Here is a 15922-nt window from a genome sequence, read left to right as displayed (position 1 = left end):
CGGACACGCGGCGCCTTCAGCTACAATTCATTTTTTGCCGCGATTTCGCCGCAATTTGGGCAGTCCCGGCAAGCTGCAGCTTGCAAGAAGAAGCGCAGCGAAGATGCAGAAGTGTGTAGTAGAAGGAGTGGTAGTTCAGTCGGTTAGAATACCGGCCTGTCACGCCGGGGGTCGCGGGTTCGAGTCCCGTCCACTCCGCCAGTATCCTTGAAAGGCGAACTCCGGTTCGCCTTTTTTATTGCCCGCTGTTGTAAGATCGGGCGTTCTGTTTTTGGCACTCACGCATGCTCGATTTTTTCCGTAATCACAAACGCCTGATGATGTTCATGCTCATCCTCGTCATTGTGCCGGGGCTGGGTTTTGTGGGCATTCAGGGCTTTCGCGGCTTCTTTGACGAAAGCGCAAACGTCGCGAGCGTCAACGGTCACAAGATCACGCGGGCAGAGTACGACAACGCGATGCGTCAGCAGCTCGACCGCGCGCGGCAGATGCTCGGCGCGCAGTTCGACATCAAGGCGTTCGACACGCCGGAGCGTCGCAGCCAGATGCTCGACGGCCTGATCGAACAACGCGTGCTGGCCGATGAAACGCAGCGCCTGCACCTCACCGCGTCCGACGACGCCGTGCGCCGCGTGCTGCTGAACGATCCGGTCATCTCGTCGCTGAAAAATCCGGACGGCTCGATCGACGTCGACCGTTACAAGCAGTTGCTCGCCATGCAGGGCATGACGCCCGATCAGTACGACGAGCGCGTGCGCTACAGCATCGCCACGCAGCAGTTGCCCGCCGCCATTCAGGGCAGCGCCTTCACGTCGAAAACGCTCGCGCAGCATTTGACCGAACTCGCCGAGCAGCAGCGCGAAGTGCAGGGCATCGCGTTCCATCCCCGCGACTATGCCGCGAAGGTGCAGCCTACCGACGCGCAGTTGCAGGCCTATTACGACGCCCATCGCAACGACTTCGCGACGCCGGCCACGGCGACCATCCAGTATCTGGTGATGTCGCCGGCCACGGTCGCCGCGTCGGTGCAGCCCGGCGACGCCGAGCTGAAAAAATACTACGACGACAACATCGCGCACTACCGCACTGAAGGCCAGGTGCGCGCGAGCCATATCCTGATCGCAGCGCCGAAAGACGCGAGCGCGGCCGACAAGGCCAAGGCGAAGCAGAAGGCCGACGAGTTGCTCGCACAGATCAAGGCGCATCCTGATCAATTCGCTCAGATCGCGCAACAGAACTCGCAAGACCCCGGCTCGGCGGCGAAGGGCGGCGATCTCGGCTACTTTGGCCGCGGCATGATCGCAGGCGGCAAGGCGTTCGACGACGCGGTGTTCGCGCTCAAGAAGGACGAGGTCAGCGGCATCGTGCAAACGGACTTCGGCTATCACATCGTCAAGGTGACGGACGTGAAGCCGGCCGCTACCAAGCCGTTCGACGAAGTGAAAGATCAGATCGCGCGCGACCTGAAGACCCAACTCGCCAGCAAGGCGTTCAGCGACGACTCGGAAGGTTTCACGTCCATCGTCTATGAGAAGGCGAAGAGCCTGCAACCGGCTGCCGACAAGTACAAGCTTCAGTTGCAGACGGCCACGGTCACGCCGCAGCCCGATCCGAAGCTGCCGCCCGACAGCCCGCTGAACAACGCGAAGTTCCTCGCCGCCGTGTTCGCGAACGACTCGGTCAATGCGCGCAACAACACGCAGGCAATCGACGTCGGCGGCAACACGCTGATCGCGGCGCGTGTCACCGACTACAAGGCCGCGGCCGTGCCGGCGCTCGACGCGATCAAGGACACCGTGCGTCAGAAGGTCATCGCGGCCCAGTCGAACGAAGCCGCGCATAAGGACGGCATCGCAAAGCTCGCGGAGTTGGAGAAGTCGAAGGCGACCACGGGTTTCTCGTCGCCGCTGAAAGTGTCGCGCAACGACGCGCAAGGCATGCCTCCGGCGGCCTTGAGCGCGATCTACAAGGCGGACGCGCAAAAGTTGCCCGCCTACGTAGGCGTCGATCTCGGCGACGATGGTTACGCGATCTATCGGGTGAACGCGGTCGTGACGGGTGGGGCGGTGGACCCGCAGCGTCTGGCTGCGGCTCAGCAGCAGATCGCGCAGGTGCAATCGCAGTCGGAAGCCGAGGCGTATGTCGAGGCACTGCGCGCCCGCTCGAAGGTGAAGCTGTACGGCTCGCTCGAAAGCAGCGGCAACGCGCAGGCAAGCGACCAGTAAGTCTCGCGTTGCAGCCTCGTTGCAGCCCGGTTGCAGCCTGTTAGTCAGCAGCACGCAAACGCAAAAAGCCCCGCAACGGCGGGGCTTTTTGCATTTCGCGACACTTTTCATTCGACAAGCTTCATTCGACAACTGAGCGCTCGTCGAACGATCCTGGCGCTGGTCAGCGCCTCGCGATTACAGGCACGAACTGATCGCGCCGGTGGCGTCGCTGCCTGCTGCGCCGTTTGCGCGGAAGCCGACCCACGAACCCTTGCCGGAGTATGAAGGACGCACGACAGCGGCCGCGCCGTTCGGCGGCTGCTGGCCAGGCACATACACGTCGACGGCCTGATCGTTAGCGAGCGTGTCTTGCGACACGACCTGCTGCTGCGAGCCGTCCGCCCACTTTTGCGCGATGCAGGTCGCCACGGCCTTCGGCGGTTGCTGGCTTTGTCCAACGGATTGGACGCCAGCCGGCGGTTGAGCGGCGCAGGCAGAAATTGCCACGGTCAAAGCGATTAACGGTAGGTATTTCACGTTATCTCCTCAGAAGTCGCTCAGAATCGAGCCGGGTACACGGGATTGCGAAGCGTGAGATAGAGCGCGCCGATCCGTGTTCCCGTGATGTCGGACACAAGTTGCTAGCCGCCTGCCTAGCGCGGCGAACTTGCACGAAGGAGTGGCTTCACAGCGGGCCACACGTTGTTCAGTAGCACTGGCTGTGCCTGCTGCGTCGGATGAATCTGGTCAGCCTGGAACATATCGGGCTTGTCGGCAATGCCGGCGAGCAGAAACGGCACGAGCGGCACGCGCAGTTGCTTCGCGAGCTGGCCATAGATGCCGTGGAACTTTTGCGTATAGTCGGGGCCGTAGTTAGGCGGCACGTACATGCCCACGAGCACGACCTTCGCGTGACCTTGCTGCGCCTCTTCGATGATCGTGCGCAGGTTCGCCTCGGTCGTGGCGAGCGGCACGCCGCGCAACGCGTCGTTCGCACCCAGTTCCACGATCACAATGCTCGGCTTCAAACGCTGCATCAGCGCTGGCAAGCGGGCTCGTCCGCCGCTCGTCGTGTCGCCGCTGATGCTGGCGTTGGCAACGCTATAATCGATTCGCTCTTCGGTCAGGCGCTGGCGCAGCAACGCAACCCAGCCCGTATCGCGGGGCAGGCCGTATTCGGCGGAGATGCTATCGCCCAATACGACGATCACCGGCCTGGCCGCTTCGGGCGCATTCGGTGCGTTGGGTGCGTTGGGTACATTAGCCGCGCGAACCGCGAAACTCGCCGATAGCAAGGCCGCGGCCAATACGACCGAGCCGATTACCACTGAGCTCGTTGCCGGAATAATGGCGTTGGCGCAACGCCTGATGGCGCGCACTTTCAACCTACGCCTCACCATGCTAAACAAAACTGATCCAGTCATTGAAGTGCGGGGTTTGTGCAAGAAGGTTAAGGATGCAACGGGCGAACTGACCATTCTCGACAACATCGACCTGGCTATCCAGGCCGGCAGCAGTGTCGCGATAGTCGGCGCGTCCGGGTCGGGCAAGTCTACGCTGCTCGGCCTACTCGCAGGATTGGACAGCGCGAGCGCCGGCTCGGTTCGTCTGCTCGGCCGCGAGCTGACGACATTGAACGAAGACGAGCGCGCGGCATTGCGCAGCGGCTCGGTCGGCTTCGTGTTCCAGTCGTTCCAGTTGATGCCGCATTTGACCGCGCTCGAAAACGTCACCTTGCCGTTGGAACTGCAAGGCGGTATCGGCACCCGCGAGGCCGCGCTGCGCGCGCGCCGGCTGCTCGAGCAAGTCGGCCTCGGACAGCGCACCGGTCATTATCCGAAGCTGCTGTCGGGCGGCGAACAGCAACGCGTCGCACTGGCGCGCGCGTTCGTCACGCACCCGGCCATTCTCTTCGCCGATGAACCGACCGGCAGCCTCGATGCCGCGACCGGCCACGCGGTGATCGACCTGATGTTCGAGATGAATCGCGCGAATGGCGCAACGCTGATTCTCGTCACGCACGACGTCGAACTGGCGCGCCGCTGCGATACGACAGTGACGATCGAAGCGGGGCGTCTGGCGTGAGCGAGGTGGAGGAGGCGCGGTTAACACCGCGCTCATCAGCGAGCTACAACCAGTAAGCGCGACACATGCCGTTAGGTCGAAAAAAAGCGGGCCGCTAAAGGCCCGCTTTCTACTTCACCCGGCACAGCGCATATCCGACACGCCGGCCGCAAGCATCTATTCGACCAGCGCACGAACATCAGCGCTTCAAAGCCGCCCGCGCCCTTGCGATCAACGCCGACGTCGATGAATCGTGTTTCTTTTCATCGACGCTTGCCGCGGTGAGATCGGCTTCAACCACCTTGCCGAGAATCTTGCCCAGCTCGACGCCCCATTGATCGAACGGATTGATGTTCCAGACCGACGCCTGCACCAGCACCTTGTGTTCGTACAGCGCGATCAACGCACCGAGCGAACGTGCGGTGAGCGCGTCGAGAATCAGCGTGCTGGTCGGACGGTTGCCCGGGAACACGAGGTGCGGCGCAAGCTCCGGCTTGTCCGGACCGGCGACCTTTTTCGCTTCTTCGAGCGTGCGGCCGAGCATCAGCGCTTCGCTTTGCGCGAAGCAGTTGGCGAGCAGCTTCGCGTGATGATTGACGAGCGGATGCTCCGGCGTCAGCACAGCGACGAAGTCGATCGGCACAATGGTCGGACCTTGATGCAGCATCTGGAAGAACGCATGCTGGCCGTTCGTGCCCGGCTCGCCCCACGTCACGGCGGAGGTCGGATAGTCGACCATCGCGCCATCCAGACGCGCCGACTTGCCGTTGCTCTCCATCTCCAGTTGCTGAAGATACGAAGGCAGGTAGTGCAGCGCTTCCGAATACGGCGCGACGAGATAGCTCTGCGAGCCGAAGAAGTTGCGATACCAGATGCCGATCATGCCGAGCAGCACGGGCAAATTCTTGTCGAGCGGCGCGGTGCGGAAATGCTCGTCCATGTCGTTGGCGCCCGCGAGCAGCTCGCCGAACTGCTGCGGTCCGACCGCGATCATGATCGACAGACCGACTGCCGACCACAGCGAATAGCGGCCGCCCACCCAGTCCCACATCTCGAACACGTTCTCTTGCGCAATGCCGAACTTGACCACTTCCGAAGGGTTCGCCGATACGCCGACGAAGTGCTTCGCGAGCGCGTTTTCCGGGCAGCCTTTCTCGATGAACCAGTCGCGCAGCGAGCGCGCGTTCGTCATGGTTTCGAGCGTGGTGAAGGTCTTCGAAACGATGATGGCGAGCGTCTCTTCGGGATCGATTTGCTGCATCACGTTGTAGAGATCCGCGCCGTCCACATTCGACACGAAGTGCGTGGCGATCTCGGGCGTAGCCAGATGATGCAGCGCGTGCACGACCATTTTCGGCCCGAGGTCCGAGCCGCCGATGCCGATGTTCACCACGTGGCGAATGCGCTTGCCCGTGTAGCCGGTCCACGCGCCGCTGCGCACCTGGTCGGCGAACGCGGCCATCTTGGCGCGCTCGGCTTGCACCTGCGCGTGGAACGGCGCGCTCGGGCTGCTCGCGCGCAGCGCGGTATGCAGCGCCGCCCGGCCTTCGGTCGGATTGACGACTTCGCCCGCGAACATCGCGTCGCGGCGCTTTTCGACGCCGGCTTCGCGGGCGAGTTGCACGAGCAGCTTCAGCGTGTCGTCGGTGATGCGGTTCTTCGAAAAGTCGGCCGCGAGACCGCCGCCGGCGAACGCAAAGCGTTCGGCACGCGTGGGCGCGGGATCGTTCTCGGGGGCGAACCAGTCGCGCAGGTGTGCATTGCGAATCTGCTCGTAATGCGTTTGCAGCGAGGACCAGGAGGGGAGCGAGTTCTGGGTCATAGCGTCCGTCTAACCAGGGGCACGAAGAAAGGCGCGCGCGAAGCGCCGCCAGGGATGATGCAACGATGCTGTTAGAGCGAGACCGCACGGCCGCGTTCGTGGTGAAATTTCAGAAGCTGCGGCACCATGCAGCGCTTCGCCGCGGTTCGTGGAATCCATCGCGATTCGCGAGGCACTGCATGCGACACGCTGCGAACATAATCGCTTAGCGCGGTCTATCTACACAGTGGGTCACGCAGTCACTCAGTATAGCGGCGTTGCGTGACAGGCGGCAGGGCTTTAGCCACCCGGTATAGGACGCCTCTTGCCGCACGCGGCGCGATGCCGCTCAGCGCGCCATCACTCATGATTGCGTCGACGGATAGAACATGCGGTTCATCAGGCTGCGCACCATCGGCGCGAGTTCGCCCGCCGTCAATCCGGCAGGGCCGTGACCTTGCGCGGTGAGCGTGTCGGCGGCCAGTCCGTGCAGATAGACGCCCGCGAGCGCCGCTTCGTAGCCCGGCAGGCGTTGCGCGAGCAAGGCGCCGATGATGCCGCCGAGCACGTCGCCGGTGCCGCCCGTCGCGAGCGCGGCATTGCCGGTCGGATTGATCGTGAGACGGCCGTCGGGGGCGGCGATCACCGTGCCCGTTCCCTTGAGCACCACCACGCTCGCGAAGCGCGCAGCGAGCGCGCGCGCCGCGCCGAGGCGGTCCCGCTGCACGCCGGCGGCGTCGGTGCCGAGCAGGCGCGCGGCTTCGAGCGGATGCGGCGTGAGCACGCACGGATCGCCTTCGACGCCGCGCGCGGTGACGGCCGCGGCCAACGCGGCGTCGTTCGAAATCAGATTGAGCGCGTCGGCATCGAGCAGCTTCGGCACGTCGAGTTGCAGCACGTCGCGCAGCACGCGCGTGGCGCGCTCGCCGTGGCCCATGCCGCAGCCCACCGCCAGCGCGTCCATTTTGTCGAGCGGCAGATCGTCGACGGCATGCAGCATCAGTTCGGGATGCGGCGGGTCGTAGGGCGGGGCGCCCGCGCCGAGCAGCGCGACGTGGACCTTCCCCGCGCCGCAGAAAAGCGCGGCGCGCGATGCCAGAATCGGCGCGCCGCACATGCCGGTGTCGCCGCCGACCACCGCGAGACTGCCGAACGTGCCCTTGTTGGTCGCGAAGTCGCGCGGCGGCAGGAACGTCGCGAACAGTTCCGGCGCGTTCAGCCGAACCGAGGCGCGCGCCGTGCTGTCGATGCCGATCGGCGCGACCGTCACCGCGCCGGCAAGATCGCGGCCCTGCGCGGTAAAGAGGCCCGGCTTTCCGGCGATGAACGTGACCGTGTGCGTCGCGCGCACCGCGGCGTCGCCGTCGCCGACGATCGTGCCGGTGTCGCTGTCGAGACCGCTCGGCACGTCGAGCGCCAGCACGCCGCCGCCATGCGGCCGCGCCCGCGTGCGCTGCGAAAGCCGGCGCGCGATGTCGGCGAACACGCCTTCCAGTGGGCGCGCGAGGCCAATGCCGAACATGCCGTCGACAAGCCACGTGTACCCATCGAACGAAGCAGGCGGCGCCTGGGTGATCGAGACGCCGTTCGCGCGCGCCGTGTCGAGCGCCCAGCGGGCGTCGTCCGGTTTCACTTCGACGGGCATGCACAGTTCCGTGGCGATGCCGGCCTTGTGCAGTTGCGTCGCGAGAATCAGCGCGTCGCCGCCGTTGTTGCCGGGACCGGCGATCAGCCAGACGCGCTGGCGGGATTTTTCCGTCGACGTGTCGCGCGTGATCTGTTCGCGCAGGAAGCTGGCGGCCGCCTTGCCGGCGCGGTCCATCAGCGTGTGCGCGGGCAGCGACGCCGCGGCTTGCGTTTCGGCGATCCGCAGATCGGTCAGCGTGAGCAGCGGCAGCGCGCGGTTTTGCGGGCGGATCAGCGTCGGCGGCGTGAGGTCGGCATCGGTCATGGCGAGAACAGGGCGAAGACAAGGCGAGCACCTTGGGTAAGGCGCGAGAGCTTCTGGAATCGCTATGGTAGTGCCGATGGACGCGCCGCGTGGCAGTTTGGCCAGGCGAGATGAGACGAGGCGAGATGAAGTGAGATGAGGCGAGCTGGTCTGCGGCCATGCAAAGCGCCGGCGGCACTGCTAGCGATGGCCGGGCGCGAACGGCATTCGCAAAACCGTGGCTACGTCCCACGGCCCGCGCAGCGCTTAAACCCCTTGCCCGAACCGCTCGGCCCGCAACGCGGCGAGCGTTTCCGCCGGCAGATCCGGCGTCTTGCCCGAGATCAGATCCGCGACCAGCTTGCCCGCTCCGCAGGCGACGCCCCAGCCCGCGGGGCCATGCCCGACATTGACGAAGAGCCGCGGATGCAGCGCATTGCCGACCACCGGCAGTCCGTCCGGCGACAACAGCTTGACGCCTTCCCACGGCAAGGCCGCCGAGATGCGCGCGGCGCCGGGAATCCAGTCGTGCGTGGCCTGGCCGAGGAGCGCGAGCGCTTCCTTGGTCAGCGCCTCGCCAAGCGGCTTGTCGAGCTGGTTGGCGGCTTGCAGGACCGCGCCGCCGGCAATCCGCAAACGGTGATTCATGCGGCTGATCGTGATGCGCTTGACCGCATCGACGATGGCCACGTGCGGCGCGCATTCTTCATGCGCGATCGGTGCGACCAGCGTGTGAATGCGCAACGGATAGAGCGGCAGTCGCAAGCCGAGGCGCTCGAGCAGCGCGAGACTGCCTTGACCGGCGGCGACCACGACGGCGTCCGCGTGAATCACGTCGACTTCGCGCGAACGGGAAGTTTCGCCCGGCCGCGACGCAAGTTCGACCGCCGCGCGCTGGCCGTCGAGGCGGATCGACGACACCTCGCAGCCGAGCATGAACTGCACGCCGCCCTGGTTGTCGAGCGTCTGCTTGATGAGCTTGGTGAAGAGCGGACAATTGGCGGTTCGTTCGTGATCGAACACGACGCCGCCCGCGAATTCCGGGTCGGTGCGCACCGAATGCTCGTAGGCCGCGCATTCCGCGGGACTGAGCACGCGATGCGGCACGTGGTGCAGCGCCAGCAGGCCGAGCGCGGGCTGCAACTGCTGCCACTCCTGCGCGGAACGCACCAGATAGAGCAGGCCGCTTGCCTGTTCGAACTCGTAGCCAAAGCGCGCTTCCATGTCCGCCATCGCCTCGCGCGAGGACTCGATGAGCGGCCGCAACATCTCGTACTGATGACCGAACTCGTCCGGCTCCTGCAACGCGGCGAGCTTCTTCACGAACTGGCGCGCCGGGCCGCTGAAGCCGGGCTTGCTGATCACGCCGTTTTTCGCGTTCTGCCGGCTTGCCATGAAGGTCGGGCCGAACCAGACGTCGAGCGGCGTCGGCAGGACCGTGCCGCCGTGACCATAGGTGGCGCCCTGCGCGACGGTGGCGTGGCGCTCGACGACGCATACCCGGTGGCCGGCCGCGCGTAGCTGATAAGCGGTGGCGACGCCAGCAATCCCGCCGCCAATGACGATGACATCCATTGTTCTGATTCGATTTGCCGGGGCGAGGCGCCGAGGCGTGACATGCGGCGCGGCCGCACCTCGCGCGCAGCCAAGACTTCCGGAACGAAGTCCGGCGCGGCTCGCGACGTGAGGCCGGCGCAAGGCCACGCCTTGCTCGCACCGATCTGATGAAAGGGCGAATGATAGCAGTCAACGACCGCGCGCGGCGCGCCGGAGCATGGCCGAGAGCGCCTCGCGGAGCGCGGGCGAGCCCACGGCGCGGGCCGCTGGAAGCCCGTTCCCGGGGTATAATCCCGGACTTCCTTTCCGCCTCATGTCGCCATCACGCGCGACTCTTCGGCATCATTGAGCGACGCAACGTCAAGTCCATGGCCCACTTCTCGTGTTTCCCCGGCGCTTCGGCCCTTTCCGATTTCCGTCAAACCCGCCTGCTCGAAACGCTCACGCGCATCGACCCGAACATCACGGGCGTGCGCGGACAATACCTGCACTTCGTCAACGCGCACGCTCCGCTTTCCGCAGAAGACAACGCGAAAATCGAGGCGCTGATGCACTACGGCCATCCGCTCGAAGAAGTCAAAGAGCGCGGCGCCGCAGAGACGTTCCTCGTGGTGCCGCGCTTCGGCACGGTGTCGCCGTGGGCGAGCAAGGCAACGGACATCGCGCATCTGTGCGGGCTCACGCAGGTGCGCCGCATCGAGCGCGGCGTCGAGTACACGGTCACGCTGAAAAGCGGGCTGCTCGGCGGCAAGAAGGCGCTCTCCGACGAAGCACGTGAGGCCGTCGCCGCCGCGTTGCACGACCGCATGACCGAGAGCGTCGCGCCGTCGCGCGATTACGCGCTGCATCTGTTCGACGAACTGCCGGCCAGGCCGCTGCAAACCGTCGACGTGCTGGGCCAGGGCCGCGGCGCGCTGGAAACCGCGAACACGGAACTGGGCCTCGCGCTCGCCGACGACGAAATCGACTACCTGGTCGACGCGTTCACGAAACTCGGCCGCAATCCGACCGACGTCGAACTGATGATGTTCGCGCAGGCCAACAGCGAGCACTGCCGTCACAAGATTTTCAACGCGGAATGGACCATCGACGGCGAGAAGCAGGACATCTCGCTCTTCAACATGATCCGCAATACCGAGAAGCTCAATCCGCAAGGCACGATCGTCGCGTATTCGGACAACTCGGCGATCATGGCGGGCGGCATGGCCGAGCGCTGGTTCCCGCGCACGCCGGAGCAGCTCGGCGAGAACGAATTGCCCGAGCACTATCGCCGCAGCGTCGAGCTCACGCACACGCTGATGAAGGTCGAAACGCACAATCACCCGACCGCGATTTCGCCGTTCCCCGGCGCCGCAACCGGCGCGGGCGGTGAAATCCGCGACGAAGGCGCGACGGGCCGCGGCGCGCGTCCGAAGGCCGGCCTCGCGGGCTTCACGGTGTCGAACCTGGAATTGCCCGACGCCGTCGAGGCATGGGAAAACGCGCGCGACGTTGCCGAGCCGCTCGCGCATCGCAATCCGAACAATAAGTACGAAGCGTATGGCCGCCCGGACCGTATCGCGTCGCCGCTGCAAATCATGATCGACGGACCGCTCGGCGGCGCCGCGTTCAACAACGAATTCGGCCGGCCGAACCTGGGCGGCTATTTCCGTGCTTACGAGCAGAATGTGGCGGGCCTCGTGCGCGGCTATCACAAGCCGATCATGATCGCGGGCGGCATCGGCAATATCTCGGATCAGCACACGCACAAGCACGACTTGCCGGAAGGCTCACTGCTGATTCAGATCGGCGGCCCCGGCATGCGCATCGGCATGGGCGGCGGCGCGGCGAGTTCGATGGCGACGGGCACGAACACAGCCGAACTCGACTTCGACTCGGTTCAGCGCGGCAACCCGGAAATCGAGCGGCGCGCGCAGGAAGTCATCAACGCGTGCTGGCAACTCGGCGACAAGAATCCGATTCTGAGCATTCACGACGTGGGCGCGGGCGGTTTGTCGAACGCGTTTCCGGAAGTCGTCGACGGAGCAGGCAAGGGCGCGCTGTTCGATCTGCGCAAGATTCAGCTCGAGGAAAGCGGTTTGTCGCCGCGCGAGATCTGGTCGAACGAGGCGCAAGAGCGTTATGTGCTGGCCATTGCGCCGGCCGATTTGCCGGCGTTCCAGGCCATGTGCGAGCGTGAGCGCTGCCCGTTCGCCGTGATCGGCACGGCCACGGCCGAGCGTCAACTGAAGCTGATCGATCCTGAACTGAAGGACGACAACGCGCATCAACCGGTCGACATGCCGATGGAAGTGCTGCTCGGCAAGGCGCCGCGCATGCATCGCGACGTCAAGCGCGTCGAGTCCAAACTGCAAGCGGTGGATGTGACCGGCATCGCTCTCTCCGAAGTCGCGGTCAGCGTGCTGCGTCATCCGACGGTCGCAAGCAAGTCATTCCTCATCACCATCGGCGACCGTTCGGTGGGTGGCACGACCGCGCGCGACCAGATGGTCGGCCCCTGGCAGGTGCCGGTCGCGGACGTCGCGATCACGACGATGGACTACGCGGGCTTCCGCGGCGAAGCCATGACAATGGCCGAGCGTACGCCGCTCGCCGTCATCAACGCGCCGGCGTCGGGCCGCATGGCGGTTGGCGAGGCGATCACGAATATCGCAGCGGCGCCGATTGCGTCGCTGGACAAACTCAAGCTGTCGGCGAACTGGATGGCCGCGTGCGGCGCGCCGGGCGAAGACGCGGCGCTCTACGACACGGTGAAGGCGATCGGCATGGAATTGTGCCCGGCGCTCGGCATCAGCATTCCGGTCGGCAAGGACTCGCTGTCCATGCGCACGAAATGGGAAGACCGCGGCGTCGCGAAGGAAGTGGTCGCGCCGGTGTCGCTCATCATTTCGGCGTTCGCGCCCGTCGAAGACGTGCGCCGGCATCTCACGCCGCAACTGCGTCGCGCGAGCGGTGCCGACGGCGTCGGCGACTCGGTGCTGATCGCGATCGACCTCGGCCGCGGCAAGCATCGGCTGGGCGGCAGTATCCTCGCGCAGGTCACGCAGCAGATCGGCGATACGGTGCCGGACGTCGACGAGCCCGAAGACATCAAGCGCTTCTTCAACGCGATCCAGTCGCTCAACAGCGACGGCAAGCTGCTCGCTTACCACGACCGCTCCGACGGCGGCCTGTGGGCGACGGTCTGCGAAATGGCGTTCGCGGGTCACGTCGGCGTGTCGCTGAACGTCGACATGCTGGTGCTCGACCCGCATCACGAGTCCGATTACGGCGACGCCAAAGACTGGGCGAAGCAGACGAGCGGCCGCCGCGAAGACCGCACGATCCGCGCGCTTTTCAACGAAGAACTCGGCGCCGTGGTGCAGGTGCGCGCAGCCGACCGCGACGTGGTGCTCGCCGCGTTGCGCGAACATGGCCTCGCGGCCTGCTCGCATGTGATCGGCAAGATCAACGACCGCGACGTCATCGAAATTTATCGCGATGCGAAGAAGGTCTACGAAGCGCCTCGCGTCGAACTGCATCGCGCATGGAGCGAGGTGAGCTGGCGCATTTCGCGTCTGCGCGACAACCCGGCTTGTGCGGACGCCGAATACGACACGCTGCTCGACGCCGCCGATCCGGGCATCACGCCGGTGCTGACGTTCGATCCCGCCGAAGACGTCGCCGCGCCGTACGTCGGCAAGAGCGCGCGTCCGCGTGTGGCGATCCTGCGCGAGCAGGGCGTGAACTCGCACCTGGAAACGGCTTATGCGTTCGACCGCGCCGGTTTCGACGCGCACGACGTGCACATGAGCGATCTGCTCGCGGGACGTGCGAACCTCGCTGACTTTGCCGGCGCGGTTGCGTGCGGCGGCTTCTCGTACGGCGACACGCTCGGCGCGGGCGAAGGCTGGGCGAAGGCGATCCGCTTCAACGCGCAACTCGCCGACATGTTCGCGGCGTTCTTCGGCCGCGCGGACACCTTCGCGCTCGGCATCTGCAACGGCTGCCAGATGATGAGCAGCCTCGCGTCGATGATCCCGGGCGCCGAAGCCTGGCCGAAGTTCACGCGCAACAAGTCGGAGAAATTCGAAGCGCGCTTTTCGCTCGTGCAGGTCGAGGCTTCGCCGTCGATTTTCTTCACCGGCATGGAAGGCTCGCGTATTCCGGTCGCGGTCGCGCACGGCGAGGGTTACGCGGACTTCTCGCAGCAGGGCGATGCGTCGAAGGTCGCGGTGGCAATGCGTTATATCGATCACCGCGGTCAGGCGACCGAGCAGTATCCGTTCAACCCGAACGGCTCGCCGGACGGCATCACGTCGGTCACGACGCCGGACGGCCGCTTCACGGTGCTGATGCCGCACACCGAGCGCGTGCACCGCGCGGTGCAGATGAGCTGGCATCCGGAAGGCTGGGGCGAGGGCGCCACCGACGCAAGCCCGTGGCTGCGCGTGTTCCAGAACGCACGGCGCTGGTTGGGCTGATCGCCTGGAGTGTAGCCGGTAGAGCCGTAGAACGGGCTGCCGCGTCTTTCGCGGCAGCCCGTTCCGCTGCGCCGAGCCGCAGGTCGCCGTCCTAGCCCTCGCGGCCGCTTCGCTCCACTTCTCTTCGTACCCGCTCGGGTACGAAACACCTCATTTCTCCCGCTTTTCACCGGTTTCGTATCCGCTCGGGTACGAAACACCCGGTTTCACCCCATTTTGACCCGCTTCGTATCCGCTCGGGTACGAAAACGGCTTTGAACCGCTTCGCTATGCCATAATGTTCCCGAGCGGATACGGACGGCGAGGGAGTCGAAAGTGCGGGAATCCGGAGTGTTGATTACTGACATTGCGCAGTTGGGCGAACTGGCGCGAGCATCGCGGCTCGCGCAAGGGCTCACGCGAGACGACGTCGCGCTTGCCACCGGCCTGTCGCCCAAATTCATCAGCCACATCGAGGCGGGCAAGACGACGGCGCAGATCGGCAAGGTATTGCATCTGCTTGGCGAACTCGGCATAACACTGCGCGCCGAGACCCCCGTCAATCTTCCCGCGGCCGCGGCCGCAGGTGCACCTCGTCGCCGGCGGAGCAATCGTGGCGGCTAGAACACTCGTCGCATACGCCAACCGCCGGCGCGTCGGCACCGTGAGCGATGAAAACGGCGTCTGGTCGTTCACCTACGACGAGGAATGGCTCGGCTACGGCGACGCGTTCGCGCTGTCGCCCGCTTTCGCGTTCCAGTCCGCGTCTTTTGTGGATGGCTCGAGCGAGAGGCCGGTTCAATGGTTCTTCGACAATCTGTTGCCCGAAGAAGAAATGCGAGCGGCGCTTGCTCGCGAAGCCACAGTCGATGCAAACGATGCCTGGGGTCTGCTCGCCTACTACGGCCGGGAATCGGCAGGCGCGCTGACTCTGCTCGCGGAAGGCGAGCGCGAGGCTTCGGGCGGTTTGCAACCGTTGTCGTACGCCAATCTCGACGCGCGCATTCGCGCCATGCCCGAACGCGCGCTGACCGCCACCGCACCCAAGCGCATGTCGGCGGCTGGCGCGCAGCAGAAGCTTCTTTTGACGTTAAGGGGCAATGCACCGGAGTACGAGCTTCTCGAGCCGCTAGGCAGCGAGCCGTCCATGCATTTGCTGAAGCCCGACATGCGAAGCACCGGCTATCCGCATTCGGCAATCAACGAATTTTTCTGCATGCGACTGGCGCAGGCGATGGGTCTGCCGGTGCCGCCCACGCATTTTCTGCGCGTGCCGTCGGCGTGTTATGTGATCGACCGCTTCGATCGCGACATCTCCAGCGAGCCGGTTCGGCGCCTGCACACGATCGACGCGATGCAGTTGCTGAACTACGACCGCAGCTTCAAATACCGGAACGCGAACGCGCAGGTGTTGAGCGATGCCATCGAGATAACCAGCACGCGAGCCGTCGCGCGGCTGCATCTGTTCCGTTGGGCCATCTTCAATGTGCTTATCGGCAATGCGGACTCGCATCTCAAGAACGTGTCGTTTTTCGCGACTTTCCGGGGCTACATGCTCGCGCCGTTCTATGACCTGGTGAGCACAGTCGTCTATCACACGCCGACTTACCAGCCGCACAATCAGGACCGCTGGCCCGACTGCGATCTGACCATGCCTGTCGGTCAGGCCACGCGTTTCGCCGACATCTCCAGGAAGAACATGCTCGAGTTCGGGCAAGCACTGCGCCTTCCTTTGAAAGGCTGCGAGAAATTGCTGGACGAAATGCTGGCACTGGCCGACGCGAAAGTCGCGAACACGCGGCGGGCCGTCGACGAAATCGCGCAGCCGAATGCCGGCGAAGTCCGCCTGCTCGATTCGATCGTTGCGATGCCGCTTGCTGAAATGAGCCGGGCACTGCGCAAATAAAAAGCCCCGTTCAGT

At 65.0% G+C, this 15922-nt stretch carries 10 protein-coding genes and 1 tRNA gene; 6 read left to right on the top strand and 5 right to left on the bottom strand.

Annotation, left to right across the window (positions count from 1 at the left end; genetic code table 11):
• Window positions 1-124 precede the first annotated feature (124 nt).
• Together AB6809_RS08695 and AB6809_RS08690 are read left to right on the top strand one after the other, a co-directional pair.
• Window positions 125-201, top strand: a tRNA-Asp gene (locus AB6809_RS08695).
• 83 nt (window positions 202-284) lie between these two features.
• Window positions 285-2225, top strand: a complete 1941-nt coding sequence (locus AB6809_RS08690) for a SurA N-terminal domain-containing protein (RefSeq protein WP_371026368.1) — start codon at window positions 285-287, stop codon at window positions 2223-2225.
• A 177-nt stretch (window positions 2226-2402) separates the two neighbouring features.
• Here AB6809_RS08690 and AB6809_RS08685 read toward each other — a convergent pair whose 3' ends face one another.
• Window positions 2403-2744: a hypothetical protein gene (locus tag AB6809_RS08685; RefSeq protein ID WP_006048947.1), complete on the bottom strand. Its 342-nt coding sequence runs from the start codon at window positions 2742-2744 to the stop codon at window positions 2403-2405.
• A gap of 116 nt (window positions 2745-2860) precedes the next feature.
• Entirely contained in the window at window positions 2861-3607 is a 747-nt protein-coding gene (locus tag AB6809_RS08680; RefSeq protein WP_371026367.1) for an arylesterase, read from the bottom strand.
• On the opposite strand from AB6809_RS08680, the gene AB6809_RS08675 reads away from it, so the two are divergent.
• Complete coding sequence (locus AB6809_RS08675) at window positions 3606-4292, top strand: ABC transporter ATP-binding protein (RefSeq protein WP_029968371.1); 687 nt, start codon at window positions 3606-3608, stop codon at window positions 4290-4292. The two genes, AB6809_RS08680 and AB6809_RS08675, sit on opposite strands and share 2 nt — an antisense overlap.
• 178 nt (window positions 4293-4470) lie before the next feature.
• Here the strand turns inward: AB6809_RS08675 and pgi are convergent, their stop codons facing one another.
• From pgi to AB6809_RS08660, 3 genes are all read right to left on the bottom strand, one after another.
• Window positions 4471-6093, bottom strand: coding sequence for a glucose-6-phosphate isomerase (pgi, locus tag AB6809_RS08670; RefSeq protein ID WP_029968372.1), 1623 nt, complete (start codon window positions 6091-6093; stop codon window positions 4471-4473).
• Between the two features lie 343 nt (window positions 6094-6436).
• A complete protein-coding gene (locus AB6809_RS08665; RefSeq protein WP_006048951.1) occupies window positions 6437-8023 on the bottom strand; it encodes a bifunctional ADP-dependent NAD(P)H-hydrate dehydratase/NAD(P)H-hydrate epimerase in 1587 nt (528 codons plus the stop codon).
• A 246-nt stretch (window positions 8024-8269) separates the two neighbouring features.
• On the bottom strand, window positions 8270-9577 hold the full coding sequence (locus AB6809_RS08660) for an FAD-dependent oxidoreductase (RefSeq protein WP_371026366.1): 1308 nt from the start codon (window positions 9575-9577) through the stop codon (window positions 8270-8272).
• A 350-nt stretch (window positions 9578-9927) separates the two neighbouring features.
• Between AB6809_RS08660 and purL the strand changes: the two genes are divergently transcribed.
• The 3 genes from purL (at window position 9928) to AB6809_RS08645 (ending at window position 15907) form a co-directional block, all read left to right on the top strand.
• Window positions 9928-14022 (top strand): phosphoribosylformylglycinamidine synthase, encoded by a 4095-nt coding sequence (purL, locus tag AB6809_RS08655; RefSeq protein ID WP_371026365.1) that lies wholly within the window; start codon window positions 9928-9930, stop codon window positions 14020-14022.
• Between the two features lie 315 nt (window positions 14023-14337).
• A complete protein-coding gene (locus tag AB6809_RS08650; RefSeq protein WP_029968379.1) occupies window positions 14338-14625 on the top strand; it encodes a helix-turn-helix domain-containing protein in 288 nt (95 codons plus the stop codon).
• Window positions 14615-15907 (top strand): HipA domain-containing protein, encoded by a 1293-nt coding sequence (locus AB6809_RS08645; protein WP_006048955.1) that lies wholly within the window; start codon window positions 14615-14617, stop codon window positions 15905-15907. The genes AB6809_RS08650 and AB6809_RS08645 overlap by 11 nt, the downstream gene beginning before the upstream one ends.
• Window positions 15908-15922: the final 15 nt, after the last annotated feature.

It is taken from the genome of Paraburkholderia sp. RCC_158, assembly GCF_041355255.1.
In the GTDB taxonomy this organism is placed as follows: Bacteria; Pseudomonadota; Gammaproteobacteria; order Burkholderiales; family Burkholderiaceae; genus Paraburkholderia; species Paraburkholderia graminis.
This window is presented reverse-complemented; position numbering and strand designations above follow the sequence as displayed.

Bases quoted from the DNA above. Each gene is read 5' to 3' on its own strand.
- purL (WP_371026365.1), top strand. From the start codon at position 9,928: ATGGCCCACTTCTCGTGTTTCCCCGGCGCTTCGGCCCTTTCCGATTTC.
- pgi (WP_029968372.1), bottom strand. From the start codon at position 6,093: ATGACCCAGAACTCGCTCCCCTCCTGGTCCTCGCTGCAAACGCATTAC.
- AB6809_RS08680 (WP_371026367.1), bottom strand. From the start codon at position 3,607: ATGGTGAGGCGTAGGTTGAAAGTGCGCGCCATCAGGCGTTGCGCCAAC.
- AB6809_RS08665 (WP_006048951.1), bottom strand. From the start codon at position 8,023: ATGACCGATGCCGACCTCACGCCGCCGACGCTGATCCGCCCGCAAAAC.
- AB6809_RS08690 (WP_371026368.1), top strand. From the start codon at position 285: ATGCTCGATTTTTTCCGTAATCACAAACGCCTGATGATGTTCATGCTC.
- AB6809_RS08675 (WP_029968371.1), top strand. From the start codon at position 3,606: ATGCTAAACAAAACTGATCCAGTCATTGAAGTGCGGGGTTTGTGCAAG.
- AB6809_RS08660 (WP_371026366.1), bottom strand. From the start codon at position 9,577: ATGGATGTCATCGTCATTGGCGGCGGGATTGCTGGCGTCGCCACCGCT.